We start from the raw sequence: 24,030 nt of genomic DNA, 5'->3' as shown, positions 1-24,030 counted from the left end.
GCATGAGCCTGCCATGGGCCGCTCGTGGTCTCAAGATCCCGTACCCGCCCTGCCATCGGGCAGGGCATCGGTCGAGATGGCCGGTTTCAGGATGCCTTGCGGCCGGCGGGCTGCTCGGTCTCGGTGGTTACCCGTGCCCCCCGGAAGAGCACCGGGAGCCACAGGAGGCATGCCAGCAGGGGGACCGCGGCATAGGCGGCCATGCCCACACCGGAGCCCAGCCCGTCCATGAGCCCGCCGAGGACGAGATAGCCGATGCCGATGAGCGCCGACTCCACGAATGCGATCATCGACAGCAGGCTCGCCCGGTGGCGCGACGGCACGGCCCCGTTGAACACGTTGTCCACGATCACGGCGGTGATCTCGGGAATCCCGACCAGGGCCAGGAACGCGGCGATGGTGACCCAGACAAGGCCGAGGCCGCTCAGGCCGAGTGCCGCGGCGAGCGTCAGGAGAGACACCGGGACCATGACCCGATGGCCGATGCGCCGGTCCGCGCGGTCCGACAGCAGCGGAGTGAGCCCGCCGGCGAAGAATCCCGCCGATATGACCACGCTGACCAATGCGGTGCCCGCTCCCTGATCGGAGAGGGTCTTCTGCGTGAAAATGATGTAGGGCGTCAACGTCGCATGCATCAGTCCGGACACCACGACAAGCGTCACCAGCGCCGGCGTGGCGACCCGGAGCATCGCCCGCCATGCCGTGGCGTCGCCCTGTTCCTTCTCTGCTCCGTCCGGCTCGTCCACCGCGTCCGCACCGCGGATCTCGGGCACCCGTGACATCAGCACCACCACGGCCAGGGCGAGGCACGCCGCCGAACCGGCGTAGACGACCCCCCAGGAAATCTGCTGCAGCTGGCCGCCGAGGACGATGGCGGCTCCCGAGGTGACCGTCCCGAGCATGGTGAACCGGGACTTGATCCTGACGTAGTCGGCCGTTGCACCACGACGCACGAGCAGGTCGTACAGAAGGGCGGTTTCCGAACCGGACACACATGCCATGCCCACGCCCTGCCCGACGAACAGCGCCAGGAACAACCAGTAGTCGGAGGACGCCACCTGACCGAGCAGACATCCGGCCATCAGCATCTGGCCGATCACGATGGCGGCGCGCCTGCCGATTCGGTCGGCGATGACTCCCGTCGGTAACTCCGCAACTCCGCTGACCAGGTAGAGCAGTGTCTGCAGGAGGGCCACTTGCCCGGCGGAGAAGCCGCGCTGCTGAAGGAAGAGGACGAATACACCGCGCTGGAACAGCGTGTTGGTGAGCACGGCGTACATGTAGAACGGGCGCGTGACACTTCGTGCTGCATGGCCGACTGCAGCCGACCCGCCAAGGGCCTCCGTGGTGCCGGTCATACTGCGGGCTCCCTGACGGATCGGACGCGAGTGGGGGCACCTTATACGGGCAGCGTCAGCGACGTCGGCAGGCAAGCCGGCCGGGTCGTCCAGGAACAGCACGAAGCGGCGCACGGCCGTCGGCCGCACCGCGAAGCCGGGCCGGTTGTGCGACCGCTGTCCGGACGAGCGCTCTCAGGTGCGCGAAGGGCTGAGCGCCGGATTTCGTTCCGTCGTTCCTCGCGCCCGGCACCCCCTAGGGTGCGGTCATGGATCTCGAAGAGCTCGGCAGGGCGCGGTACGTCAGTCTCACCACCTTCCGCAAGGACGGCACGCCCGTGGCGACACCGGTGTGGGCGGTCGCGGACGGGGGTGAGCTGTACGTGTGGACCCGCAGCGATTCGTGGAAGGTCAAGCGGATCCGCAACAACGGGCGGGTCACCGTCACCGCCTGCGACATGCGCGGGCGCGTCGAAGAAGGCGCGCAGACGCGGGAGGGCGAGGCCCGGCTGCTCGACGAGGCGGGGCTGCGGCGAGTGCGGAAGCTGATGTCGCGCAAGTACGGCTGGCAGTTCTGGTTGGTGGACGTGCCCGCCGCTCTGGCGCGCCGGGGCAAGCGTCCGCACACCGCGATCGCCGTCAAGCTTTGAGACTCCCGTAGCCCGCCCGTAACACAGGTGGGATCCAATGCCGTCATGGAGACCGCGACTTCGCTGGCGATCAGTCAACTCTCGGGGTACTTGCGGGGGTTGACGCAAAGGCTGGATCCCGGGGCAGGCTGGTACGGGGAGTTCCTGCGCCGGGATCCGGAGGGGATGAGGGCCTGTCTCGACGGGGCGGCGATGCCCCCGTGGGACGTGGTGGAATCGCTGCTGCGAGACCTGGCCGGGGCGCGGGGGGCGGAGTTCGCGGCGCGGGAGACCGTATACGCGGCCCAGCTGCGGGCGGCGGCCGTCGCCGTGTGGGACCGGCTGCCGGGCGGCGAGGGGGAGCTGCGGACCCTGATCGCGGCGGCGGTGGCGCAGCGGGCCGATGCGCAGACGGCCCTGCGGAGCCTGACGGTACGCCTCGGCAGGGCCGCCGACCGGACCGAGACGGACGCCCTCACCAGGGAACTCTCCTGGGCTCAGGACGACGTGGCCCGCGCCGTGGCCCGGCACGAAGACCTGGCTGCCCGCCTGCGGGCCCTGCGGGCGGGCCCCGACGGGCTGTGGCCGGCGCGGCCGGAGACCGCGGAGTGGCTGCCCGGGGTGCCCCGGCAGCGGAGGGCACGCGCCGAACCGGGCGCCGGGCCGGGCAACGAACCGGGCGCAGAACCGGGCGCCGGGGCGAGCGCCGAACCGGGCAACGGGCCGGGCGCCGGGCCGGACACCGCGCCGCGAGCGCCCGCCGACGAGGAGCCCCCCGCGCGCGCCGAAGCCCCGGTCGGCCGGGCCGAGGGGCGGTGGCTGCGCGGTGCGCGGCGCGCCGGCGGCGCCCGGTACGCGGGCTCGGCCGCCCCCGAGGCCCCGGCCTTCACCCCGCCGCCGGGACACCCCGGCGGGGACGGCACGCCGGGTTCCGGTCCCGGCGCCGCGCTCCCCGCACCCCGCGGAGCCCGCTTCGGCACCCCGGACGCCCCCGCACCCGAGGCCCCTGGCCCCGCCGGGCCCGCGCCCCGCCCCGTACCGCGTCCCGAGCACCGGGCCGGGCCGGCGGCGGGCGTCCCCGGAGCCGGAGCCGGAGCCGTCGCCGCCGCCCTGCTCGCCCTGCGGGCCCAGGGCCGCAGCGGCGAGGCGCACGCCCTGCTGTGCGAGGCCGCCGCCCGGCCCGCCGAGCACCTGCCCGCCCTCGCCGCCGAGCTGACCCGGGCGGGGCTCGCGGCCGACTGGGCCACCTTGCTGTGGGAGGCGGCCTCGCTCCCGCCCGAGCGGCTCGCGGCGGCCGCGGCCGCCCTCGGCGCCGCCGGCCGGGAGGCCGACTGCGAGGCCCTGCTGCGCCAGGGCGCCGCCCGCCCGGCCGCCGAGGTCGCGGACGCGGCGCTCGCCCTCGACGGGGCCGGCCGGATCCGCGAGGCCGACGCCCTGCTCGGCGCCTTCGTCCGGGTGCGCACCGCCGAGGAGGCGGCCGGCCTGGCCCGGCACGACCCGCAGTGGTTCGCCCCACGACTGCTCCGGGCGGCCCGGGCGCTGCCCGGGCCCCGGCACCGCGACCTGGTCCACGCCCTGCGGGTGGCGGGCATCGCAGGCGCGTAGGGGTACTCAACCCGCCCGTCTCCTGACCGCATTCGACCGCGCGGCGACGTAACGTGATCGACTACTCCAACCGCGCACGGCGGTCTTGCCCCACGCTGTGACGAGGCCTACGTTCTACTCCCTACGCATACCGTCTACGTGCGTAGAACTCGGCGTTCCCGTCGCGAGGAGCAGCTCATGGCCCAAGTCGTCCGCGCCGCGCTGGTCCAGGCCACCTGGACCGGAGACACCGAATCGATGATCGCCAAACACGAGGAGCACGCCCGCCGGGCAGCCGCCCAGGGCGCGCAGATCATCGGCTTTCAAGAAGTCTTCAACGCCCCCTACTTCTGTCAGGTCCAGGAGCCCGAGCACTACGGCTGGGCCGAGGCCGTCCCCGACGGCCCGACCGTACGCCGGATGCAGGACCTCGCCCGCGAGACCGGCATGGTGATCGTCGTACCGGTCTTCGAGCTGGAGAGCGAGGGCTTCTACTACAACACCGCCGCTGTCATCGACGCCGACGGCAGCTACCTGGGCAAGTACCGCAAGCACCACATCCCCCAGGTCAAAGGCTTCTGGGAGAAGTACTACTTCCGTCCGGGCAATCTCGGCTGGCCCGTCTTCGACACCGCCGTCGGACGGATCGGCGTCTACATCTGCTACGACCGCCACTTCCCCGAGGGATGGCGCCAGCTGGGCCTGGCCGGAGCCCAGCTGGTCTACAACCCCTCCGCCACCTCCCGAGGCCTGTCCGCGTACCTGTGGCAGCTGGAGCAGCCCGCCTCCGCCGTCGCCAACGAGTACTTCGTCGCCGCCATCAACCGCGTCGGCCAGGAGGAGTACGGCGACAACGACTTCTACGGCACCAGCTACTTCGTCGACCCGCGCGGCCAGTTCGTCGGGGAGGTCGCCAGCGACAAGGACGAGGAACTCGTCGTCCGCGACCTCGACTTCGACCTGATCAAGGAGGTCCGCGACCAGTGGGCCTTCTACCGCGACCGCCGCCCCGACGCCTACGGAGGGCTCGTACAGCCGTGACCAACCCGACCCCGCTCCACAGCCGCCACCGCACCGTCCTGCCCGACTGGCTCGCGCTCTACTACAAGCACCCCATCGAGCTCACCCACGGAGAGGGCCGCCACGTCTGGGACGCGGACGGCAACCGCTACCTCGACTTCTTCGGCGGCATCCTCACCACGATGACCGCCCATGCCCTGCCCGAGGTCACCAAGGCCGTGTCCGAACAGGCCGGACGGATCATCCACTCCTCCACCCTGTACCTCAACCGGCCGATGATCGAGCTGGCCGAGCGGGTCGCCGCCCTCTCCGGCATCCCCGACGCCCGGGTCTTCTTCACCACCTCCGGCACCGAGGCCAACGACACCGCCCTGCTGCTCGCGACGACGTACCGCCGCTCCAACCAGATCCTGGCGATGCGCAACAGCTACCACGGCCGGTCCTTCTCCACCGTCTCGATCACCGGCAACCGAGGCTGGTCCCCGACCAGCCTCTCGCCGCTGCAGACGTACTACGTCCAGGGCGCGGTCCGCACCCGCGGCCCCCTCGCCCACCTGGACGACGCCGCCTTCACCGCCGCCGCCGTCGAGGACCTGGAGGACGTACTCGGCCAGGCACGCGGGGGAGTGGCCGCCCTCATCGCGGAACCCGTCCAGGGCGTCGGCGGCTTCACCTCGCCGCCCGACGGCCTCTACGGCGCCTTCCGCGAGGTCCTGAACCGCCACGGCATCCTGTGGATCAGCGACGAGGTGCAGACCGGCTGGGGCCGCACCGGCGACAACTTCTGGGGCTGGCAGGCACACGCCCAGAACGGCCCGCCGGACATCCTCACCTTCGCCAAGGGCATCGGCAACGGCATGTCCATCGGCGGGGTCGTGGCCCGCGCCGAGGTGATGAACTGCCTGGACTCCAACTCCATCTCCACCTTTGGCGGCTCCCCGGTCACCATGGCGGCCGGCGTGGCCAACCTCGCGTACCTGCTGGAGCACGACCTCCAGGGCAACGCCCGCCGCGTCGGCGGCCTGCTCCTGGAGCGGCTGCGCTCCATCGCCGCCACCGTCCCCGCCGTACGGGAGATCCGCGGCCGGGGCCTGATGGCCGGACTCGAACTCACCAGGCCGGGCACGGACGAGGCCGACCCGGACGCGGCCGCCGCCGTCCTGGAGGCGGCCCGCGAAGGCGGCCTGCTGCTCGGCAAGGGCGGCGGGTACAACACCAGTGTGCTGCGCATCGCGCCGCCGCTCTCCCTCACCGTCGCCGAGGCGGAAGAGGGCGCCGAGATCCTCGAACAGGCATTGCGCAGCATCCAGTAGGGGGATCACATGAGCATCCGCACCCTGATCCGCGGCGGCCTCGTCGTCACCGCCTCCGACGAAGTGCACGCGGACGTCCTGATCGAGGACGGCCGTGTCGCGGCACTGGCCGCACACGGCTCGGCGGCCGCCGGAGCCTGGACGGCCGACCGCACGATCGACGCGACCGGGAAGTACGTGATCCCCGGCGGGGTCGACGCGCACACCCACATGGAACTTCCCTTCGGAGGCACCTCGGCCTCCGACACCTTCGAGACCGGAACCAGAGCCGCTGCCTGGGGCGGCACCACCACCATCGTCGACTTCGCCGTGCAGAGCGTGGGCCACTCCCTGCGCGAGGGACTCGACACCTGGTACGCCAAGGCCGACGGCAACTGCGCCGTCGACTACGCCTTCCACATGATCCTCTCGGACGTCAACGAGAGGACCCTCAAGGAGATGGACCACCTCGTCGGCGAGGGGGTCACCTCCTTCAAGCTGTTCATGGCCTACCCCGGCGTCTTCTACAGCGACGACGGGCAGATCCTGCGCGCCATGCAGCGCGGCGCCGCCAACGGCGGGCTGATCATGATGCACGCCGAGAACGGCATCGCGATCGACGTCCTCGTCGAGCAGGCCCTCGCGCGCGGGGAGACCGATCCCCGTCACCACGGTGAGGTCCGCAAGGTCCTGCTCGAAGCCGAGGCCACCCACCGCGCCATCCAGCTGGCACGGGTCGCCGGCGCCCCGCTCTACGTGGTCCACGTCTCGGCGGAGGAAGCGGTGGCCGAGCTCGCCGCCGCCCGCGACAAGGGCCTCCCGGTCTTCGGGGAGACCTGTCCGCAGTACCTGTTCCTGTCCACCGACAACCTGGAGGAGCCCGACTTCCAGGGTGCCAAGTACGTCTGCTCCACGCCGCTGCGGCCCAGGGAACACCAGGCGGCGCTGTGGCGGGGCCTGCGGACCAACGACCTCCAGGTGGTCTCCACCGACCACTGCCCCTTCTGCTTCCGGGGCCAGAAGGAACTGGGCCGCGGGGACTTCTCCAAGATTCCCAACGGGCTGCCGGGCGTGGAGAACCGCATGGACCTCCTCCACCAGGCCGTCCTCGACGGGCACATCAGCCGCCGCCGCTGGATCGAGATCGCCTGCGCGACCCCGGCCCGGATGTTCGGCCTCTACCCGCAGAAGGGCACCATCGCGCCGGGCTCCGACGCCGACATCGTCCTCTACGATCCGCACGCCGAGCAGGTCATCTCCGCCGAGACCCACCACATGAACGTGGACTACTCGGCGTACGAGGGCAGGCGGATCACCGGACGCGTCGACACGGTCCTCTCGCGCGGCGAACTCGTCATCGACCAGCGCGAATTCACCGGCCGGGCCGGCCACGGGGCCTTCGTCCCCCGCTCCACCTGCCAGTACCTGTAAAAGCGTCAAGGAGCCGCCCCATGGACTTCGGCCTCGTCCTGCAGACCGACCCGCCCGCCTCCCAGGTCATCAGCCTCATGAAGCGCGCCGAGCGCAACGGCTTCCGCTACGGCTGGACCTTCGACTCCGCCGTGCTGTGGCAGGAGCCGTTCGTCATCTACAGCCAGATCCTGGAACACACCCGCAAGCTGCACATCGGTCCCATGGTCACCAACCCCGGCACGCGCACCTGGGAGGTGACCGCCTCCACCTTCGCCACCCTCAACGACATGTTCGGAAACCGCACCGTCTGCGGGATCGGGCGGGGAGACTCGGCGATGCGCGTCGCCGGGCGCAAGCCCAACACCCTGGCCCGCCTGGGCGAGGCCATCGACGTCATCCGGGACCTCGCCGAGGGCCGCGAGGCCCTGGTGGACGGCAGCCCGATCCGCCTGCCGTGGGTCCGCGACGGGAAGCTCCCCGTGTGGATGGCGGCCTACGGGCCCAAGGCCCTGGCCCTGGCGGGGGAGAAGGCCGACGGGTTCATCCTCCAGCTCGCCGACCTCTACCTCACCGAGTGGATGGTCAAGTCGGTCCGCGAGGCCGCCGCCGCGGCCGGCCGCGACCCGGCGGAGATCACCATCTGCGTGGCCGCGCCCGCCTACGTGAGCGAGGACCTCGCACACGCCCGCGACCAGTGCCGCTGGTTCGGCGGCATGGTCGGCAACCACGTCGCGGACCTCGTCGGCCGCTACGGCGAGCACTCCTCGATGGTCCCCGACGAGCTCACCGAGTACATCAAGGCCCGCCAGGGCTACGACTACAGCCACCACGGCCGGGCCGGGAACCCGTCCACCGACTTCGTCCCCGACGAGATCGTCGACCGCTTCTGCCTGCTGGGCCCGGCCGAGGCGCACATCGAGAAACTGCGGGCCCTGCGCGACCTCGGCGTCGACCAGTTCGCCGTCTACGACATGCACGACGCACGGGAGGCCACGATCGACGCGTACGGCCAGCACATCATCCCGGTGCTGCGCGACTGACCGACCCACCACCGCGTCCGCCCGGCGGGCCGCCTCCGCGAGGGAGGCGGCCCGCTCCGGCTTCCACCCAGGTCACCCCGGTACGGAGAGGGACGGGGCGAGTACCGCCCCCACCGCGGCACCGGACACCCCGGGGCCGGTTCACCCCCTGGACATCCGGTGTCCAGGAGCCGGTCCGGGAATGGCGGTGGGGTTTGTCGGTCGGGCGTGCTTTGCTGGAGGCATGATCGATGAGTTCCTGGCCCATGGCCTGTCCGATGTGGAAGAGGCCGTCCGCAAGGCGGCGGCGATCGAGATCATGCCGAGATTCAGGCAGCTCGCCGAGCACGAGGTCGACGAGAAGAACGGCCCCCACGACCTGGTGACCGTGGCCGACCGCCAGGCCGAGGAGTACCTCACGGCAGCCCTGACACGGCTGCTGCCCGGCTCCGCCGTGGTCGGCGAGGAGGCCGTGCACGCCGACCCCGGGGTGTACGCGGCGCTGCGCGCGGACGCCCCGGTGTGGATCGTCGACCCCGTCGACGGCACCCGTCAGTTCGTGAACGGCGACCCGGCCTTCTGCACCCTCGTCGCCCTGGCCCTGCGTGGGGAGATCCTCGCCTCCTGGACCTACGCCCCGGCACTGGAGGAGCTGGCGACAGCCGTACGCGGGCAGGGTGCGTACGTCAACGGCGAGCGGATCCACTGCGGTTCGCCGGAGCCGGGCGCCGCGCTGAGGGTCGCCATCGCCCACCCGCTGTACACGAGTGACGAGAACAAGCGGACGCTGGCCCGGCTGGACGTACCCGGGGTCGCGGCCCGCCCCTGCGGCTCGGCGGGCCTGGAGTACCTGAAGGTGGCCCGCGGGGAGATGGACGGCCTGGCCTTCACCTGGCCGTCGGCCTGGGACCACGCGGCCGGGCTGCTGCTGGTCGCCGAGGCCGGCGGCACGCAGAGCACGGTCGACGGGGTCCCCTTCCGGGTGGACCGCGACAACGCGCTGCCGTTCGCGGTCGGGCGTGACGAGGCCACCACCGTACGCATTCGGGAGCTGCTCCGGGGCGCCTGACCGGTCCGGCGCGGTCCCGCCGGGTCCGGGCGGGTCCGGGCGGCGGAATATCCTGGAGGCGCAGGCGCCGCCGGAGACGAAGGAGTCGCAAGTGCCGTCGATTCTCGATGTGGTTGTGGTGGGGGCGGGGCCGAACGGGCTGACCGCCGCCGTCGAACTGGCCCGGCGCGGCTTCTCGGTGGCCGTTTTCGAAGCCGCCGACACGGTCGGCGGCGGTGCCCGGACCGAGGAGCTCACCCTTCCCGGCTTCCGGCACGACCCCTGCTCGGCGGTGCACCCGCTGGGGGCCGGCTCGCCGGTCTTCGCCACGATGCCGCTGAAGCGGTACGGGCTGGAGTGGCTGCACGCCCCGCTGCCCATGGCGCACCCCTTCGACGACGGCACGGCCGCGGTCCTGTCCCGCTCGGTCGCGGAGACGGCGGCGTCCTTCGGGCCGCGCGACGCGGGCGCCTACCGGCGTCTGGTCGGGCCGTTCCTCGGGAAATGGGACACCCTTGCGCGGGACTTCATGTCCCTGCCGAGCACCGCGCTGCCCCGGGATCCGCTCACGCTCGCCCGCTTCGGGCTCGCCGGACTGCCGCCCGCCACCTGGCTCCTGAGCCGCTTCCGCGACGAACGGGCACGGGCGCTGTTCGCGGGCCTCGTGGCCCACGTCATCGCACCGCTCGACGGGATCGCCACCAGCGCGGTGGGCCTGGTCTTCGCGCTGGCCGCCCACGCGAACGGCTGGCCGATGCCGCGCGGCGGCTCGCAGTCCGTGTCCGACGCCCTCGCCGGGTACCTGCGCGACCTCGGCGGGACCATCCACACCGGCTTCGAGGTCAAGCGGCTCGACGACCTCCCGCCCGCCCGCACCTACGTCTTCGACACCTCGCCGACCGCGCTGGCCCGCATCGCCCGCCTGGGGCGCGCGTACGACGGATACCGCTACGGCTCCTCCGTGTTCAAGCTCGACTACGCCCTGGACGGGCCGGTCCCGTGGACGGCCGAGGCGCCGCGCCGCGCCGGCACCGTCCAGATCGGCCCGCGCGCCCGGGACATCGACGCCGCCCTGCAGCTCGCCTCCGGCGGCCGGGCCCCGCGCGTGCCCTTCCTCATCACCGCGCAGCCCAGCCTCGTCGACCCGAGCCGGGCACCCGAGGGCAAGCACGTGTTCTGGGCGTACGGACACGTCCCCGCGAACTGGGACGGCGATCTCACCGAGGCCGTCGAATCCCAACTGGAGCGCTTCGCCCCGGGCTTCCGCGACCTGGTGCTCGCCCGTGCCACGGCCGGCCCGCCCCAGCTCGCCGCCCGCAACCCCAACTACGTCGGCGGGGACATCGCCTGCGGTGCCGCCTCGGGCCTCCAGCTCCTGCTGCGTCCCAAGCTCTCCTTCACCCCGTACACGACGGCCCACCCGGCCGTCTTCCTCTGCTCCTCCGCCACCCCGCCGGGCCCCGGCGTGCACGGCATGTCCGGGCACAACGCCGCCAAGGCGGTCTGGCGGCATCTGCGAAAGGGCTCCTGATGGTCCGTATCACCCTGGTCCGCGGCGACATCACCGCGGAGAAGGCCGACGCGATCGTCAACGCGGCGAACTCCTCGCTGCTCGGTGGCGGCGGGGTCGACGGCGCCATCCACCGGCGCGGCGGCCCGGAGATCCTCGCGGCCTGCGAGGACCTGCGGCGCTCGCACTACGGCAAGGGGCTGGCGACGGGCCGGGCCGTCGCCACCACGGCCGGGCGGCTCGCCGCCGGGCACGTCATCCACACGGTGGGCCCGGTCTGGTCGCGCGAGGAGGACCGGTCGGCGCTGCTGGCCTCCTGCTACCGCGAGTCACTGCGGATCGCCGACGAGCTGGGGGCCCGTACGGTCGCGTTCCCGGCCATCTCCACCGGCATCTACGGCTGGCCGATGGACGACGGGGCGCGGATCGCGGTGGAGACGGTGCGCCACGCCCGCACCGAGGTGCAGGAGGTGCGGTTCATGCTCTTCGACGCGGCCGCCTACGAGGCCTTCGAGACGGCGGTGGCGGCCGCCTCCTGAGCCGCCCGCCAGGCGCCCGCCAGGCGCCTGCCAGCCGCCCGCCCGCGCCCCGGCCGTCGTCAGCGCGGCGCGCGCCCGGAGGCGCCCGGGGCGGGCCGCGGGTAGGTCCGGGACTGCTTGACGCTGCCGAACGCGAAGCTCGATTCGATCGAGGCGATCCCGGGGATGGCGTGGATCCGGTGGCGCACCAGGGATTCGTAGGCCTCCAGGTCCTCGATGACGACCCGGAGCAGGTAGTCGCTGCTGCCCGCCATCAGGTAGCAGTCCTGGATGTGCTCGATGACCGCGACGTGCTCCTCGAACAGCCGCACCGCCTCCGCCGTGTGGCGTTCCAGGCGGATCCGGACGAAGACGGTGACCGGGAGCCCGAACGCGACCTGGTCGACCATGGCCGTGTAGCCGCGGATCAGGCCCGCCTCCTCCAGCCGCCGCACCCGGCGCAGGCAGGGCGACGGGGACAGCCGGACGCGGTCGGCGAGGTCCTGGTTGGACAGGCGTCCGTCGGCCTGCAATTCCCTGATGATCTGCAGATCCACTGCGTCCATGGTCACTCCTTGGCAGATTCTGCCCCAAACGTATGTCCGAGAGGCAGAACTGGCAATCGGCTGCCCCGCCCCAAGCTCTAGCGTTGCCCAGGCACGGACCGGATCGGTCCGGGTCTCAGAGGCTGGAGCAATTCCTTGGTCGCGACGAACACCACCCGGGCGACCCTGCCTCCCGATGCGGCGGGCCCGCGGGCCGGACACCCCGGCCGGCGCGGGCTCTCCCCACAGGCCGAGGGCATGCTGGCCCTGCTGGTCACGGTGTCGATCTGGGCGGCCTTCGCGCTCAGCGCCCGGGCCCTGAGCGGTTCCTCCCTGCTGCCCGCCGACGCGGCCCTGCTGCGGTTCGGCGTCCCCCTCGTCGTCCTGTTCCCCGCCCTGTGGCGGCGCCGGCGCGCCATCGCCGCGGTACGGCCGGGCCCCGCGGTGAAGATCGTCTGCGGTGCCGGGGTGCCGTTCTTCCTGGCCGCGATGCACGGCGGCGCGCTGACGTCCGCCGCCTTCGTCGGCTCCATCGTCCCCGGCATGGTCCCGCTGTTCGTCTCCGCGATCATGATCCGCCGGGGCCACGGTGTCCCCCGGGGCACACAGGCCGCCGGCCTCGCCCTGATCGCGGCCGGCGTGGCCGCCCTCGTCTGGCGCTACGTCGTCCCCGTCGACACCGACGTCCTCGCCGGCGCCGGCACGCTCCTGGTGGCCAGCGGCCTCTGGGCCCTCTACACCGTGGGGCTGCGCGAGGTCGACCTCGACCCGATCGGGTCGATCGGACTGCTGTGCCTGCCCTCCTTCGCCGTCATCGGGGTCCTGGTGCTGACCGGGGTGCTCCCCACCGGCATCGCGCACGCGGCGGGCAGCGACATCGCACTGTTCCTCGTCGTGCAGGGGCTGGGGGTCGGCCTGTGCGCGGGCCTGCTGTACGCCTTCGCCATCCGCCGCCTCGGCGCCGAGCGCAGCGCCGTCGTCGGCAGCCTCAGCCCCGTCGCCGTCGTCCTGCTCGCCGTCCCGCTGCTCGGCGAGACACCGACCCTCGCCGTACTCGTCGGCGTACCCCTGATCACCGCCGGCGTCGTCCTCGCCAACCGCCGCCCACGACCCAAGGTTCCCGCAGATGCTTGAGCTCCTCCCCACGCCGCCCACCGACCCGCTGTGGGACCTGACCTACGAGTTCGGCAGTGACGAGCGGCCCGAACGCCTCAACCTCGTCCTCGGCGTCTACCGGGACCAGACGGGCACCACACCCGTGATGACCGCCGTGCGCGAGGCCGAGATCCGGCTGGCGGAGCGCTCCGACTCCAAGGAGTACCGCGGGCTCTCCGGCAACGCGGCCTTCAACCGCTCCCTGCTGGAGCTGGTCCTGGGCCCGGCCGGACCGACCGACCGGGCCGCGGCCGTCCAGACCGTCGCGGGCTCCGGCGCGCTGCGGCTGCTGGCCGACCTGATCTGCCGGACCCGCCCGGGCGCCACGGTGTGGATCAGCGATCCGGCCTACGTCAACCACCGGCCCATCCTGGAGGCCGCCGGGCTGCGCGTGCGTACCTACGGCTGGCGCGACGCCGAGGGCGGCTTCGACACGGCCGGCGTGCTGCGGGAACTGCAGGAAGCGGAACGGGACGACGTGGTCCTGCTCCAGGGCTGCTGCCACAACCCCACGGGCGTGGACCCGCTGCTGGACGACTGGGAGGCGCTCGCCGAGTCGGCCGCCCGCAGGGGCTGGGTGCCCTTCGTCGACCTCGCCTACCACGGGCTCGGCGACGGCCTGGAGGCCGACCTGCTGCCCACGCGGATGCTGGCGGCGCGGGTGCCGGAAATGCTGATTGCGGTCAGCTGCTCGAAGAACTTCGGCCTCTACAGCGACCGCGTCGGCTGCGCCATCGTGCTCGGCGCCTCGGGCCGGGCCGTCCGGCACGCCGAGACCGCCCTGCAGAACGCCGCGCGGACGCTGTACTCGATGCCGCCCGAGCACGGCGCCGCCGTGGTGACCACGATCCTGGAGGACGACGGGCTGCGGGCCGCCTGGCGCGCGGAGCTGGAGGTCATGCGCGGCCGCATCATGGACAACCGGGCCGATCTGGTCGCCCACCTGAGCGCGCTCGGCTGCGCGGACCAGGCGCGCTCGCTCGCCCGGCAGAAGGGCATGTTCTCGATGCTGCCGCTGTCCGCGGAGCAGATGCTCCGGCTGCGCAGGCAGTACGCCGTCTACGGCACGACCTCGGGGCGCATCAACATCGCGGGCATCCCGGCGCACCGGATCCCCTGCCTCGCCCGGGGCATCGCCGGCGTCCTCGGCACGGCCGAAATGCCCGGCAGGATCCCGGTGCTCCCGCGGCAGCAGCAGTCCGGACCGGCCGCCGCCGTTCAGGCGTAAGGCCCGGTCGTAAGGCCCGGTCAGGGGGCACGGCCGCAGAGGACATGGCAGAGGACATGACAGTCCCCGGCAGTCCGTCGATTCCATGAGCCATCCGCCGTCGCCGATGGCTCCCCTGGTCGACAGGTGCTGCCGGGGGCCTGGCCAGAGCCTGGACAAGGGTCACGCGGGCCTGAGGACGTCTCCAGAGGGAGGTGCGGCTCTTTCCGGTTATCCGGTGTATTGATGAGTTTCCTCCCAATTCGCACCTAGTCAAGGCTTTGTTCGGACGTAGTCTGTAAAGAAATCCGCGTCGCGCCCGCCACGAGCCCGACGGAAGGTGCAGCCATGACCACATGGCCCGTTTCGCTCCCCGCCCGAGGGCCCGGCGCCACGGTCTGGGAGCCCGAAACCGTCACCCCAGACCCGTACAACGCCCAGACCCCCTCGGCCGCGCTGGCCGAGCCGGTCACCCCCGTCGGGGCCTTCTTCGTACGCGACCACTTCGGCATCCCGCACACCCCACCCGGCCGCTGGCGGCTGCGGATCGGCGGCGCCGCGGCCGCCCCCTTCGCCATCGGCTACACGGAGCTGCTCGCGATGGACCACCGGGAACTCGACGTCGTGGTGGAGTGCGCGGGCAACGGCCGCAGCCTGATGACACCCCGCCCGCCCGGCCTGCCCTGGGGCCAGCAGGCGGTGGGCTGCGCGCACTTCGCCGGAGTGCCCTTCCGGCTCCTCGCCGAGCGGGCCCTGATCGGTCCGCCGGCCGTGGAGGTCGTCTTCACCGGGGCCGACTCCGGTCCGGTCCGCGGCCACCGGGCGGCCTTCGAGCGCAGCATCCCGCTCGCCGTGGCCCTCCACCCGGACACCCTGCTCGTCACCCGTATGAACGGAGAACCGCTCACCCCCGAGCACGGGGCCCCGGTACGCCTGGTGGTCCCCGGCCGCTACGCGGTCGCCGATGTGAAGTGGCTGGTCGGGGCCCGGGCCGTGACCCGCCCGTTCGCCGGTGTCTTCCAGAGCGAGGAATACCTCTACGTGGCCTCCCGCGGTACCCCCGAAGGCCCGGTGACGAACGTGCGGGTCAAGTCGCTCATCACCGATCCCGAACCGGACACGGCCGTGCTCCGGGGTCACGAGACCCTCGTCCGCGGCCGCGCCTGGTCGGGCGGCGGCGTGCCGCTGCGGAGCGTCGAGGTGCGCGCCGAGTACGAGGACGACGACCGCCACCGCGAGCGCGGCTGGCACGAGGCCCTCCTCGAAGCGCCCGCCGGCCCCTACGGCTGGAGCAGCTGGTCGTACCGGTGGACGCCGCAGCAGCCCGGACCGTACCGGCTGGTCTCCCGCGCCACCGACGCCCACGGCGACACACAGCCGCCGCAGGCCCCCTGGAACGCCCGTGGCTACGGCTGCAACCCCGTGGCCGCCGTCGGGGTCGTGGTCGTATGAGCCGGGGTCGTACGAGCCGGGCGGGTGAGGCACGCGCACCAGGCGACGCGGCCGGTCCCGGCGCTGCCGTGCCCCGGCCGGGACCGGCCGACACAGAGCCCCGCGCCCATGCCTCGGATAGGGTGAATCGGTAGGAATCAGGCCCCCCGGGGTGAGGTCGGTGCGTTGGACACTTACCAGGCGACGAGCGAGGTGCCGGACCCGCCGGCCGCAGCTGTCGGGTACGCAGGCGTACTCAACGAGCTGCTCCCGATCGCCCTGTGGCGGGAGGACGCCGACGGGCGCATCGTGGAGTGGTCGCTGGCCGCCCAGGACCTGCTCGGGCACCGGCCCGAGGACATCATCGGCCTCCCCGGCAGCGCCATGCTCGTCCCCGAGGCCAACCGCGAGCTCGCCGACCAGCTGACCCGGCGCGTCCAGTCCGGCGAGGCCGTCGTCGGCACCCTGCCCGTGCGCCACCGCGACGGGCACCGCGTCCCGATGGAGATGTGGATCGTCCCCGCCGCCGACCCGCAGGGCCGGACGGGGGCCATGCTCATCGCCGTGGAGACCTCCGAGGTGCTCCACATGCGGGACTCGCTCGCCGCCCTCCAGAGCCTGTTCACCCAGTCGCCCATAGGTCTCGCCACCCTCGGCCCCGACCTGCGGTTCCTCCGCGTCAACGACGCCCTGGCCCGGATGAACGGCGTCTCCGCCGCCGAGCACCTCGGCAAGCGGCTCACCGAGGTGGTCCCCGGGGTCAACGCCCTCGCGCTGGAAGCGACGATGCAGCAGGTCCTCGACCGGGGCACCGCCGTCGTCGACGTCCGCCGCACCGGGCGGACCCCCGCCGACCCGGAGAACGACCGGACCTGGTCCTGCTCGTACGCCCCGCTGCTGGACGGCTCCGGCCGGGCCCTCGGGGTGATCGCCTCGCTCATCGACATCACCGACGGCCAGCGGGCCCAGGCCGACGCCGAACGGGCCCGGCACCGGTTCGCCCTGCTCGCCGAGGCGGGCACCCGCATCGGCACCACCCTGGACCTCCACCAGACCGCCCAGGAGATCGTGGACGTTCTGGTGCCGCAGCTCGCGGACTCCGCCGATGTCCAGCTGCTCGAAGCCGTGCTGCTCCCCGACGAGGGCCCGGTCCACGCGGCCTCCACACGCGGTGTCCTGCGCCGGCTGGCCGCCCACTTCCCCGACCCGACCGCCCCCACCGCGAAACTCGCCCCCGGCCAGACCTTCCAGATCCCCATGGGCACCCCCTACGAGCAGGTCATCGCCGAGGGTCGGCCCATGAACCTCTACCTCGCCGACATCCCCGCACTGATCACCTCCCCGCGTGCCGAGGCACTGCGCACCTACCTCGCCACCCTGGGCTCGGCCCGCCTGGTCCCGCTGGTCGCCCGCGGCACCGTGCTCGGCGCCGTCGCCGTGACCCGTACGCGCGAGCGGGAACCCTTCGACGAGCAGGACCGCATCCTCGTCGACGAGCTGGTCGCCCGCGCGGCCCTCAACATCGACAACGCCCGGATGTACACGCTCCAGCGCCAGGCGGCCCTCACACTCCAGCGCAGCCTCACCAACAGCGAGCTGCCCGAGGTCCCGGGCCTCGAACTCACCGGGCGCTACCTGCCCGCCAGCGACCACGACGTCGGCGGGGACTGGTACGACGTCATCCCGCTGCCCGGCGGCCGGACCGGGCTGGTCATCGGGGACGTCATGGGCCACGGCGTCCACGCCGCCGCCGTCATGGGGCAGTTGCGCACGGCCGTACGGACCCTCGCGCGCCACGACGTGCCCCCGGCCCAGCTGCTCCGCTCGCTCGACGCCGTCGTGGCCGACCTGGGCGAGGACGAGATGGCCACCTGCGTGTACGCCGTCCACGACGCGGCGTCCGGCGGCTGCGTGATCGCCCGGGCCGGCCACCCGCCGCCCGCCGTGGTCACCCCCGACGGGGCCATCGCCTTCCTCGACGGCCCGCCCGGGACCCCGCTGGGCACGGGCGGGCAGGACTTCCGCACCGAGGAGGTACGGCTGCCGCCGGGGAGCCTGCTCGTGCTCTACACCGACGGCCTCATCGAGGCCCGGGACCGGGACCTCGACCAGGGGATGGCCCAGCTGGCGGGAGCCCTGAACCGGGTGGAGCAGCCCCTGGAGGAACTGTGTGACGGGATCCTTCGGCTGCTGCTGCCGTGTGCCCAGCAGGACGACGTCGCCGTGCTGCTGGCCCGCACCCGGGCGGTGTGACACCGGGCCCCGGGTCCCCTGCCGGACCCCTGCCGGACCCCGGCCGGCCGGATCACCACGCCAGGTCCTCCAGCGCGTCCAGGTCCAGCGGGTCCATCAGCTGTGGCTCCGGGCCGCCGCTCAACGGAAGCTCCGCCCAGATGACCTTGCCGCGCTCGGTGTACCGGGTGCCCCACCGGGCGGCGTACTGGGCGACGAGGAACAGCCCGCGCCCGCCCTCGTCGGTGGTCGCCGCGTACCGCAGGTGCGGTGAGGTGCTGCTGCCGTCGGAGACCTCGCAGACGAGGGCGCGGTCGCGCAGCAGCCGCACCCGCACGGGCGCGCTCCCGTACCGGATGGCATTGGTGATCAGCTCGCTGAGGATCAGCTCGGCGGAGAAGGAGATCTCCTCCAGCCCCCACGCCGCGATCTGCGCCGCGCCCGCGTTGCGCACGCGCGAGACGGCCGAGGGCTCGCCCGGCACATCCCACTCGGCGATCCGGTCGGCCTCCAGCCGCCGGGTGTCGGCGACCAGCAGGACGATGTCGTCGCTCGGCACCGGGAACAGCATCGTGGCGAGCACGTCCGAGCAGGCCTGGTCGGGGCTGCGGCCGGGGCGCGCCAGCGCCTCGCCGAGCAGTTGCAGTCCGGTGTCGAAGTCCCGGTCACGGTCCTCCACCAGACCGTCGGTGAACAGCACCAGCCGGCTCCCCTCGGGAAGCGTGAACTCGGTGGCCTCGAACGGCATCCCGCCGACGCCCAGGGGCAGCCCGGCCGGCAGCTCGGGGAACTCCACCGCCCCTCCGGGGCGGATCAGCGCCGGCCCGGGATGGCCGGCGCTGGCCATCACGCACCGCCCGGAGACCGGGTCGTAGACCGTGTAGAGACAGGTGGCACCGGTGACCCCGGCCAGCTCGGCGGGCCCGTCCGAGGCGTCCTCGGCACCGCCCTCCCCGTCCCCGCCCGCGAGCCCGCTCCCGGTGTCGTTCTGGTCGATCCGGCTGATCAGCTCGTCCAGGTGTCCGAGCAGCTCGTCGGGGGGCAGGTCCAGGGTGGAGAAGTTGTGCACCGCGGTCCGCAGCCGGCCCATGGTGGCCGCGGCGTGCACCCCGTGCCCGACGACATCGCCGACGACCAGCGCCACCCGGCCCCCCGGCAGCGGGATCACGTCGAACCAGTCCCCGCCGACCCCCGCCTTCGCGGGCAGATAGCGGTGGGCCACGTCCACGGCGTTCTGGGCGGGCAGCATCCGGGGCAGGAGGCTGCGCTGGAGCGTCACGGCCATGGCGTGCTCGCGGGTGAAGCGGCGGGCGTTGTCGATGGAGACGGCAGCGCGCGCACCCAGCTCCGCCGCGAAGGAACGGTCCTCCTCGTCGAAGGCCTCCGGGGTGTCGGCGGCCCGCCAGAAATTGGCCATGCCCAGGACCACGCCCCGGGCCCGGAGCGGTACGGAGATCAGCGAGTGCAGCCCGTAGTCGAGCGCCACCCGGGTGCCCTGGGAGTCCTGGGCCCGCCAGCCCATGGCCGCGTTCAGGTCGGCCGCGAGCACCGCCTGCCCGGCGTCCAGGGCCGCCGCCATCGGAGCCGTCGGCACGACGAACCGGATGATGTCGCCCACCGGCTGGAGCGGCGAGTCGGCACGTACGCCGGTGATGGCGGCCCGGCGCATCTCGGTGTAGACACCGGTGACCAGCGAGGGCTCGTCACCGTGCAGCACCGGCTCCAGCAGCTCCACCGTGACGAAGTCCGCGAACCGGGGGACGGCGACCTCCGACAGCTCCTCGGCGGTCCGCACCACGTCCAGGGTCGTACCGATCCGCACACCGGCGTCGTAGAGCAGCTGGAGCCGGCCGCGGGCCACCTCGGCCCGGCCGGAGAGCGCGGCGAGCTCGGTGGAGTCGCGCAGGGTCACGACGCTTCCCGTGGACATGCCCTTGTACTGCGCGGTGGGCCGTACGTTGACGGCGAGCAGCCGGTCGCCCGCCAGGTGCACGTGGTCCGTCACGACCTGGCCGGAGGCGAGCAGTTCGGCGGTGCGCGGGTCGAGACCGAGGTCGGTGACGTGCCGGTTCTCGGGGTCGGGCGGCAGGCTGAGCAGTCGGCGGGCCTCGTCGTTGGCCAGGACGAGCCGCTGGTGGGCGTCGATGATGACCACGCCCTCGCGGACGGCGTGCAGGACGGCCTCGTGGTGCTCGTTGATCCGGCTCATCTCGGCGGCGCCCAGGCCCCGGGTCTGGCGCCGCAGCCGGCCGCTGACCAGGGCGGCGCCACCGGTGCCGAGCAGCAGGGCGCCCGCGGCCGCACCGAGCAGGAGCGGGAGCTGGCCCTCGACGACCTGGGAGACGTTCTCGACGTCTATGCCGGTGCCGACCAGTCCGATGACGACGCCGTCGGAGTTCCGTATCGGGACGATGGCCCGGACGGCGTCGCTCGGCTCGCCCCGGAACGTTTCCGTGAAGGCATGCCCGGCGAGGGCGCGGCTGAGGTCACCCGTGGCCCGTCGGCCGATCAGCTCGGGCTGTGAGTCGGTGTAGCGGATCCCGTCGGTGTTCATGACGGCGATGAAGTCGACGCCCGAGCCCCGGCGGGCGGCCTCGGCCAGCGGCTGGAGCAGCGCGGTCGGATCCGTCGAGAGCAGCGCCGACACGATACCGGGGGCGTTCGCGAAGGACTCGGCCGCCGCGAGCGAGCGGTGACGGGCGTCGCGCTCGCTGTCGTACTGGGCCTGGAAGACCAGGGCTGCCGCGGCGGCGGCGATCAGCAGGAGCACGATCATCGCCTGGAGGGCGAAGACCTGACCGGCGACGCTGTGTGCCCACCGGGACAGGCGCGCGAACAGCCGCGAGCCCCACCCGGTCGGCTGGCGACCAAAACGTCCGGTCATGAGCCCTTTCTAACACTGTCCGGGGGGTTTGGTGCGGCTGCCGGTGCGCAGGAGGCCGCACGGTACGCGCGCGGGCCGAGGCCGACCTGCGCGGTGAAGTGCTGGCGGAAGGTGACCTCACTGGCGAAACCGGCCCGCCGGGCCACTTCCGGCACCGGATGATCGGTGCGTTCCAGCAGCTTGCGGGCCGCGTCCAGCCGGTGGCCCAGCAGCCACCGGTGCGGGGTGGTGCCGGTGGCGGCGGCGAAGTGCCGGGCGAAGGAACGCGGGGACATCCCGGCCCAGCCGGCCATGGTCGCCACGGACAGGGGCTCGTGCAGCGAACGCAGGGCACGCGCCCGTACGGCGGCCAGCGCCTCGGCCGTCCGGTCCGCGGCCGGGACGGGCCGGTCCAGGTACTGGGCGTGGTCCCCGGTACGGAACGGACCCGTCACCATGGAACGGGCGATGGCGGCGGCGGCCTCGGCGCCGTGCGCCTCCCGGACCAGGTGCAGGCAGAGGTCGATCCCCGAAGCCACCCCGGCGGAGGTCCACAGCCCGCCGTCCTCGACGTAGAGCGGCGCGTCCTCGACCACGATCCCCGGGTAGCGCGCGGCGAGCTGCGGGGCCAGCCACCAGTGGGTGACCGCCCGGCGGCCCTCCAGCAGACCGGCCTCCGCCAGGATGAACGCCCCGGCGCACAGGGCGGCGACCGGCACGCCCCGGCCGTGCGCCTCGCGCAGGGCGGCGAGGACCGGCGGGGGCGTCGGATCGGCCGGCTCGGCCAGCGCCGGTACGACGACCAGGTCCGCGCCGGCCAGCCAGTCCAGCCCCCGGTCGGGGGACAGGGTCAGCCCGCCGGGCAGCGGGATCGGCCCGGGTTCCAGGGCGCACCGGCGCAGCTCGAAGCCCGGCACCCCGGCGTGGCTGCGGTCGGGGCCCCAGACCTCGGTGATGACGGCGAGGTCGAAGCTGCGGATACCGGGCTGGACGACGATCGCGACACGGCGCATCCGGCCAGTCTGCCAGGGGTCCAGAACTGCCAGTCTGGCAGGATCCCATCGGTACGGGGCCTCGCGGGCGCTGTCGGGCCCGCGGCGGGGCGGACAGCATGGAGCCATGACAACGACCGCGATCGAGATCGCCCCCGACAGTGCCCTGCTGGTCATCGACGTGCAGAAGGGCTTCGACGAGGAGTCCTTCTGGGGGCCCCGCAACAACCCGGCGGCCGAGGACAACATCGCGGCCCTGATGGACGCCTGGCAGGCGGCCGGCCGCCCGGTGGTCCTCGTCCGGCACGCGTCCGTGCAGCCCGGCTCCGTCCTCGCCGCCGACCACCCCGGCCATGCCTTCAAGGATGTGGTCGAGAAGCGGAGCCAGGGGGCCCTGGTGATCACCAAGACCGTGAACTCGGCCTTCTACGGCACGCCGGACCTGGCCGACTGGCTGGGGGCCCAGGGGATCGGCCAGCTGGTGCTGGTGGGCATCCAGACCAACATGTGCGTCGAGACCACGGCCCGGATGGCGGGGAACCTCGGCTACGACGTGCTCGTCCCGCTCGACGCCACGCACACCTTCGACCTCGCCGGCCCGGGGGGCCTCGCCCTGACGGCGGACGAGCTCGCCACCGCCACGGCGGTGAGCCTCCACGGTGGCGGCTTCGCCCGCGTGGTCACCACGGCGGACCTCCTCGCCGCGTAGCCCGGCAGCACCGACGGCCTCAGCCGGGCCATTTCAGCCTCGCCGGCGTTCGAGGCGCGGGGTCTGGGGCGGAGCCCCAGGAAACCCGGCTCCGCCGGGCACCGGGCTCCGCCCGGACCTTCCCCCAGCTACCGCTGGGAGGTGCCCCCTGCTCAAACGCGGGAGGGGCTGGATCTGGCCCGGCGAGGCTGGGTTCGGCGGAGCCGGAATGGTCGAGGGCCCCGGCCCCGGGACAAGGGGGTCGGGGCCCTCGAAGGAGCCGGTCGGGTCAGAGGACGTCGGCGGCGATGTTGGCCGCGACCTGCTCCAGCAGGGGACCCGCGTTCGGGATGGACTTGGCCGGGTCGGGCTCCAGGTCCGTGAGCGGGTACGCCTTGCGGATGCCGGCCCCCTCCAGGGCCTCCTGCGTCAGCAGCAGCCGACCGCAGACGGCCACCACGGGCTTGCCCGCCGCACGCGCCGCGGCCGCGACACCCGCCGGGGCCTTGCCGTGCAGGGTCTGCTCGTCCAGGGAGCCCTCGCCGGTGATGACCAGCGTGGCCCGCTCCAGCGCGGGGGCGAAGCCCAGCACCTCCAGCATCAGCTCGATGCCGGGGCGGAACGTCGCGCCGAGCAGCAGGGCCCCGTAGCCGATGCCGCCCGCGCCGCCGGCACCCGGGAGCACCGCGCACTCGGCGGCCTTCGCACCGATCGACTTCTCCAGGACCACCGCGAAGTGCGCCAGCGCCGCGTCGAGCGTCGCCACGTCCTCGGGCGACGCCCCCTTCTGCGGGCCGTAGACCGCGGCGCAGCCCTTCGGGCCGGTCAGCGGGTTGTCCACGTCGCTCGCGAGGACGAACTCCACCTCCGCGAAGCGCGGGTCGACGCCGGACAGGTCGGCCGAGGCCAGTTCGGCCAGCGCGCCGCCGCCCGGACCCACCGGTTCGCCGTTCGCATCCAGGAACACCGCGCCCAGGGCGGCCAGCATGCCGGCGCCGCCGTCGGTGGTGGCACTGCCGCCCACGCCGAAGACGATCGAGCGCGCACCCGCGTCCAGCGCGGCCTTGAGCAGCTCGCCCGAGCCGTACGTGGTCGCCGTCAGCGCGGCGAAGGTGCCCGCCGGCAGCAGCTGCAGCCCGGAGGCCTCCGCCATCTCGACCACCGCGGTGCCCTCGCGCAGCGCGAAGGCGGCCGTGACCTGGTCGCCGAGGGGTCCGGTGACCCGTACCTCCCGGCGTTCGAAGCCGGCTGCCACGGCTGCCGCGACCGTTCCGTCGCCGCCGTCCGCGACGGGGAGGGTCTCGATCTCCACGTCCGGTACGGCCCTGCGCAGGCCGGCCGTCACCCGCTCCGCGACCTGAACGGCCGTGAGCGAGCCCTTGAATTTGTCCGCGGCGATGAGCACGCGCGCGGCCTCAGTTACTGCTCCGTCCGTCACCTTGCTATTCCCTTGCTATCGAACAGTGCAGTCGCGCCGCCATGAGCTTATCCGGAGGATCCTCCTATGCCCATGAGTGGCCTGGGCCACACCCGGCGTGCCATGCCCC

Annotated in this window: 19 protein-coding genes; 14 read left to right on the top strand and 5 right to left on the bottom strand. The window is 73.2% G+C overall.

The genetic code is table 11. The annotated features are described in order from the left end of the window. Positions 1-86: 86 nt before the first annotated feature. Entirely contained in the window at positions 87-1,358 is a 1,272-nt protein-coding gene (locus KO717_RS06835; protein ID WP_301365027.1) for an MFS transporter, read from the bottom strand. Between the two features lie 248 nt (positions 1,359-1,606). On the opposite strand from KO717_RS06835, the gene KO717_RS06830 reads away from it, so the two are divergent. From KO717_RS06830 to KO717_RS06790, 9 genes are all read left to right on the top strand, one after another. After that, positions 1,607-1,987, top strand: a complete 381-nt coding sequence (locus KO717_RS06830; RefSeq protein WP_301365025.1) for a PPOX class F420-dependent oxidoreductase — start codon at positions 1,607-1,609, stop codon at positions 1,985-1,987. A 45-nt stretch (positions 1,988-2,032) separates the two neighbouring features. Then, positions 2,033-3,571: a hypothetical protein gene (locus tag KO717_RS06825; RefSeq protein WP_301365023.1), complete on the top strand. Its 1,539-nt coding sequence runs from the start codon at positions 2,033-2,035 to the stop codon at positions 3,569-3,571. Between the two features lie 177 nt (positions 3,572-3,748). Then, positions 3,749-4,591 (top strand): nitrilase-related carbon-nitrogen hydrolase, encoded by an 843-nt coding sequence (locus tag KO717_RS06820; protein WP_189740752.1) that lies wholly within the window; start codon positions 3,749-3,751, stop codon positions 4,589-4,591. Further along, a complete protein-coding gene (locus KO717_RS06815; RefSeq protein ID WP_301365020.1) occupies positions 4,588-5,883 on the top strand; it encodes an aspartate aminotransferase family protein in 1,296 nt (431 codons plus the stop codon). Before KO717_RS06820 ends, KO717_RS06815 begins: the two co-directional genes overlap by 4 nt. A 9-nt stretch (positions 5,884-5,892) precedes the next feature. Then, on the top strand, positions 5,893-7,293 hold the full coding sequence (hydA, locus tag KO717_RS06810) for a dihydropyrimidinase (RefSeq protein ID WP_301365018.1): 1,401 nt from the start codon (positions 5,893-5,895) through the stop codon (positions 7,291-7,293). A gap of 20 nt (positions 7,294-7,313) precedes the next feature. Next, positions 7,314-8,315 carry a TIGR03842 family LLM class F420-dependent oxidoreductase gene (locus KO717_RS06805; protein ID WP_301365016.1) on the top strand — a complete coding sequence of 334 codons (1,002 nt, stop codon included), beginning with the start codon at positions 7,314-7,316 and terminating at the stop codon, positions 8,313-8,315. 223 nt (positions 8,316-8,538) lie between these two features. After that, complete coding sequence (locus KO717_RS06800) at positions 8,539-9,363, top strand: inositol monophosphatase family protein (protein ID WP_301365014.1); 825 nt, start codon at positions 8,539-8,541, stop codon at positions 9,361-9,363. A gap of 91 nt (positions 9,364-9,454) precedes the next feature. After that, positions 9,455-10,873 (top strand): phytoene desaturase family protein, encoded by a 1,419-nt coding sequence (locus KO717_RS06795; RefSeq protein WP_301365012.1) that lies wholly within the window; start codon positions 9,455-9,457, stop codon positions 10,871-10,873. After that, on the top strand, positions 10,873-11,391 hold the full coding sequence (locus tag KO717_RS06790) for an O-acetyl-ADP-ribose deacetylase (protein ID WP_301365011.1): 519 nt from the start codon (positions 10,873-10,875) through the stop codon (positions 11,389-11,391). Before KO717_RS06795 ends, KO717_RS06790 begins: the two co-directional genes overlap by 1 nt. A gap of 59 nt (positions 11,392-11,450) precedes the next feature. Here the strand turns inward: KO717_RS06790 and KO717_RS06785 are convergent, their stop codons facing one another. Next, positions 11,451-11,936: an Lrp/AsnC family transcriptional regulator gene (locus KO717_RS06785; RefSeq protein ID WP_301365009.1), complete on the bottom strand. Its 486-nt coding sequence runs from the start codon at positions 11,934-11,936 to the stop codon at positions 11,451-11,453. A 135-nt stretch (positions 11,937-12,071) separates the two neighbouring features. On the opposite strand from KO717_RS06785, the gene KO717_RS06780 reads away from it, so the two are divergent. The 4 genes from KO717_RS06780 (at position 12,072) to KO717_RS06765 (ending at position 17,961) form a co-directional block, all read left to right on the top strand. Further along, on the top strand, positions 12,072-13,049 hold the full coding sequence (locus KO717_RS06780; protein WP_301365007.1) for a DMT family transporter: 978 nt from the start codon (positions 12,072-12,074) through the stop codon (positions 13,047-13,049). After that, positions 13,042-14,298: an aromatic amino acid transaminase gene (locus KO717_RS06775; protein ID WP_301365006.1), complete on the top strand. Its 1,257-nt coding sequence runs from the start codon at positions 13,042-13,044 to the stop codon at positions 14,296-14,298. The genes KO717_RS06780 and KO717_RS06775 overlap by 8 nt, the downstream gene beginning before the upstream one ends. A 327-nt stretch (positions 14,299-14,625) precedes the next feature. Then, entirely contained in the window at positions 14,626-15,729 is a 1,104-nt protein-coding gene (locus KO717_RS06770) for a molybdopterin-dependent oxidoreductase (protein ID WP_301365005.1), read from the top strand. Positions 15,730-15,894: 165 nt separating this feature from the next. Beyond that, positions 15,895-17,961: a SpoIIE family protein phosphatase gene (locus tag KO717_RS06765; protein ID WP_301365004.1), complete on the top strand. Its 2,067-nt coding sequence runs from the start codon at positions 15,895-15,897 to the stop codon at positions 17,959-17,961. A gap of 52 nt (positions 17,962-18,013) precedes the next feature. Here KO717_RS06765 and KO717_RS06760 read toward each other — a convergent pair whose 3' ends face one another. Both KO717_RS06760 and KO717_RS06755 read right to left on the bottom strand, forming a co-directional pair. Next, positions 18,014-20,824: a SpoIIE family protein phosphatase gene (locus KO717_RS06760; protein ID WP_437184476.1), complete on the bottom strand. Its 2,811-nt coding sequence runs from the start codon at positions 20,822-20,824 to the stop codon at positions 18,014-18,016. Next, positions 20,821-21,816 carry a GlxA family transcriptional regulator gene (locus KO717_RS06755; protein WP_301365002.1) on the bottom strand — a complete coding sequence of 332 codons (996 nt, stop codon included), beginning with the start codon at positions 21,814-21,816 and terminating at the stop codon, positions 20,821-20,823. The genes KO717_RS06760 and KO717_RS06755 overlap by 4 nt, the downstream gene beginning before the upstream one ends. 106 nt (positions 21,817-21,922) lie before the next feature. On the opposite strand from KO717_RS06755, the gene KO717_RS06750 reads away from it, so the two are divergent. Then, positions 21,923-22,504, top strand: a complete 582-nt coding sequence (locus tag KO717_RS06750) for a cysteine hydrolase family protein (RefSeq protein ID WP_301365001.1) — start codon at positions 21,923-21,925, stop codon at positions 22,502-22,504. 268 nt (positions 22,505-22,772) lie between these two features. On the opposite strand, the gene KO717_RS06745 is transcribed toward KO717_RS06750, so the two are convergent. Next, the gene (locus KO717_RS06745; protein WP_301364999.1) at positions 22,773-23,921 is read right to left on the bottom strand and encodes a glycerate kinase; all 1,149 of its coding nucleotides are present in this window, start codon (positions 23,919-23,921) and stop codon (positions 22,773-22,775) included. Positions 23,922-24,030: the final 109 nt, after the last annotated feature.

Source organism: Streptomyces xanthophaeus (genome assembly GCF_030440515.1).
Taxonomy (GTDB): Bacteria; Actinomycetota; Actinomycetes; order Streptomycetales; family Streptomycetaceae; genus Streptomyces; species Streptomyces kutzneri.
The sequence above is the reverse complement of the archived record's forward strand: the minus strand, read 5'-3'. Positions and strand labels throughout refer to the sequence as shown.

Excerpts from the sequence above, each read along its gene's own strand:
- KO717_RS06835 (WP_301365027.1), bottom strand. The coding sequence starts at position 1,358 with ATGACCGGCACCACGGAGGCCCTTGGCGGGTCGGCTGCAGTCGGCCAT.
- KO717_RS06830 (WP_301365025.1), top strand. The coding sequence starts at position 1,607 with ATGGATCTCGAAGAGCTCGGCAGGGCGCGGTACGTCAGTCTCACCACC.
- KO717_RS06825 (WP_301365023.1), top strand. The coding sequence starts at position 2,033 with ATGGAGACCGCGACTTCGCTGGCGATCAGTCAACTCTCGGGGTACTTG.
- KO717_RS06820 (WP_189740752.1), top strand. The coding sequence starts at position 3,749 with ATGGCCCAAGTCGTCCGCGCCGCGCTGGTCCAGGCCACCTGGACCGGA.
- hydA (WP_301365018.1), top strand. The coding sequence starts at position 5,893 with ATGAGCATCCGCACCCTGATCCGCGGCGGCCTCGTCGTCACCGCCTCC.
- KO717_RS06805 (WP_301365016.1), top strand. The coding sequence starts at position 7,314 with ATGGACTTCGGCCTCGTCCTGCAGACCGACCCGCCCGCCTCCCAGGTC.
- KO717_RS06800 (WP_301365014.1), top strand. The coding sequence starts at position 8,539 with ATGATCGATGAGTTCCTGGCCCATGGCCTGTCCGATGTGGAAGAGGCC.
- KO717_RS06790 (WP_301365011.1), top strand. The coding sequence starts at position 10,873 with ATGGTCCGTATCACCCTGGTCCGCGGCGACATCACCGCGGAGAAGGCC.
- KO717_RS06785 (WP_301365009.1), bottom strand. The coding sequence starts at position 11,936 with ATGGACGCAGTGGATCTGCAGATCATCAGGGAATTGCAGGCCGACGGA.
- KO717_RS06775 (WP_301365006.1), top strand. The coding sequence starts at position 13,042 with ATGCTTGAGCTCCTCCCCACGCCGCCCACCGACCCGCTGTGGGACCTG.
- KO717_RS06770 (WP_301365005.1), top strand. The coding sequence starts at position 14,626 with ATGACCACATGGCCCGTTTCGCTCCCCGCCCGAGGGCCCGGCGCCACG.
- KO717_RS06760 (WP_437184476.1), bottom strand. The coding sequence starts at position 20,824 with ATGACCGGACGTTTTGGTCGCCAGCCGACCGGGTGGGGCTCGCGGCTG.
- KO717_RS06755 (WP_301365002.1), bottom strand. The coding sequence starts at position 21,816 with ATGCGCCGTGTCGCGATCGTCGTCCAGCCCGGTATCCGCAGCTTCGAC.
- KO717_RS06750 (WP_301365001.1), top strand. The coding sequence starts at position 21,923 with ATGACAACGACCGCGATCGAGATCGCCCCCGACAGTGCCCTGCTGGTC.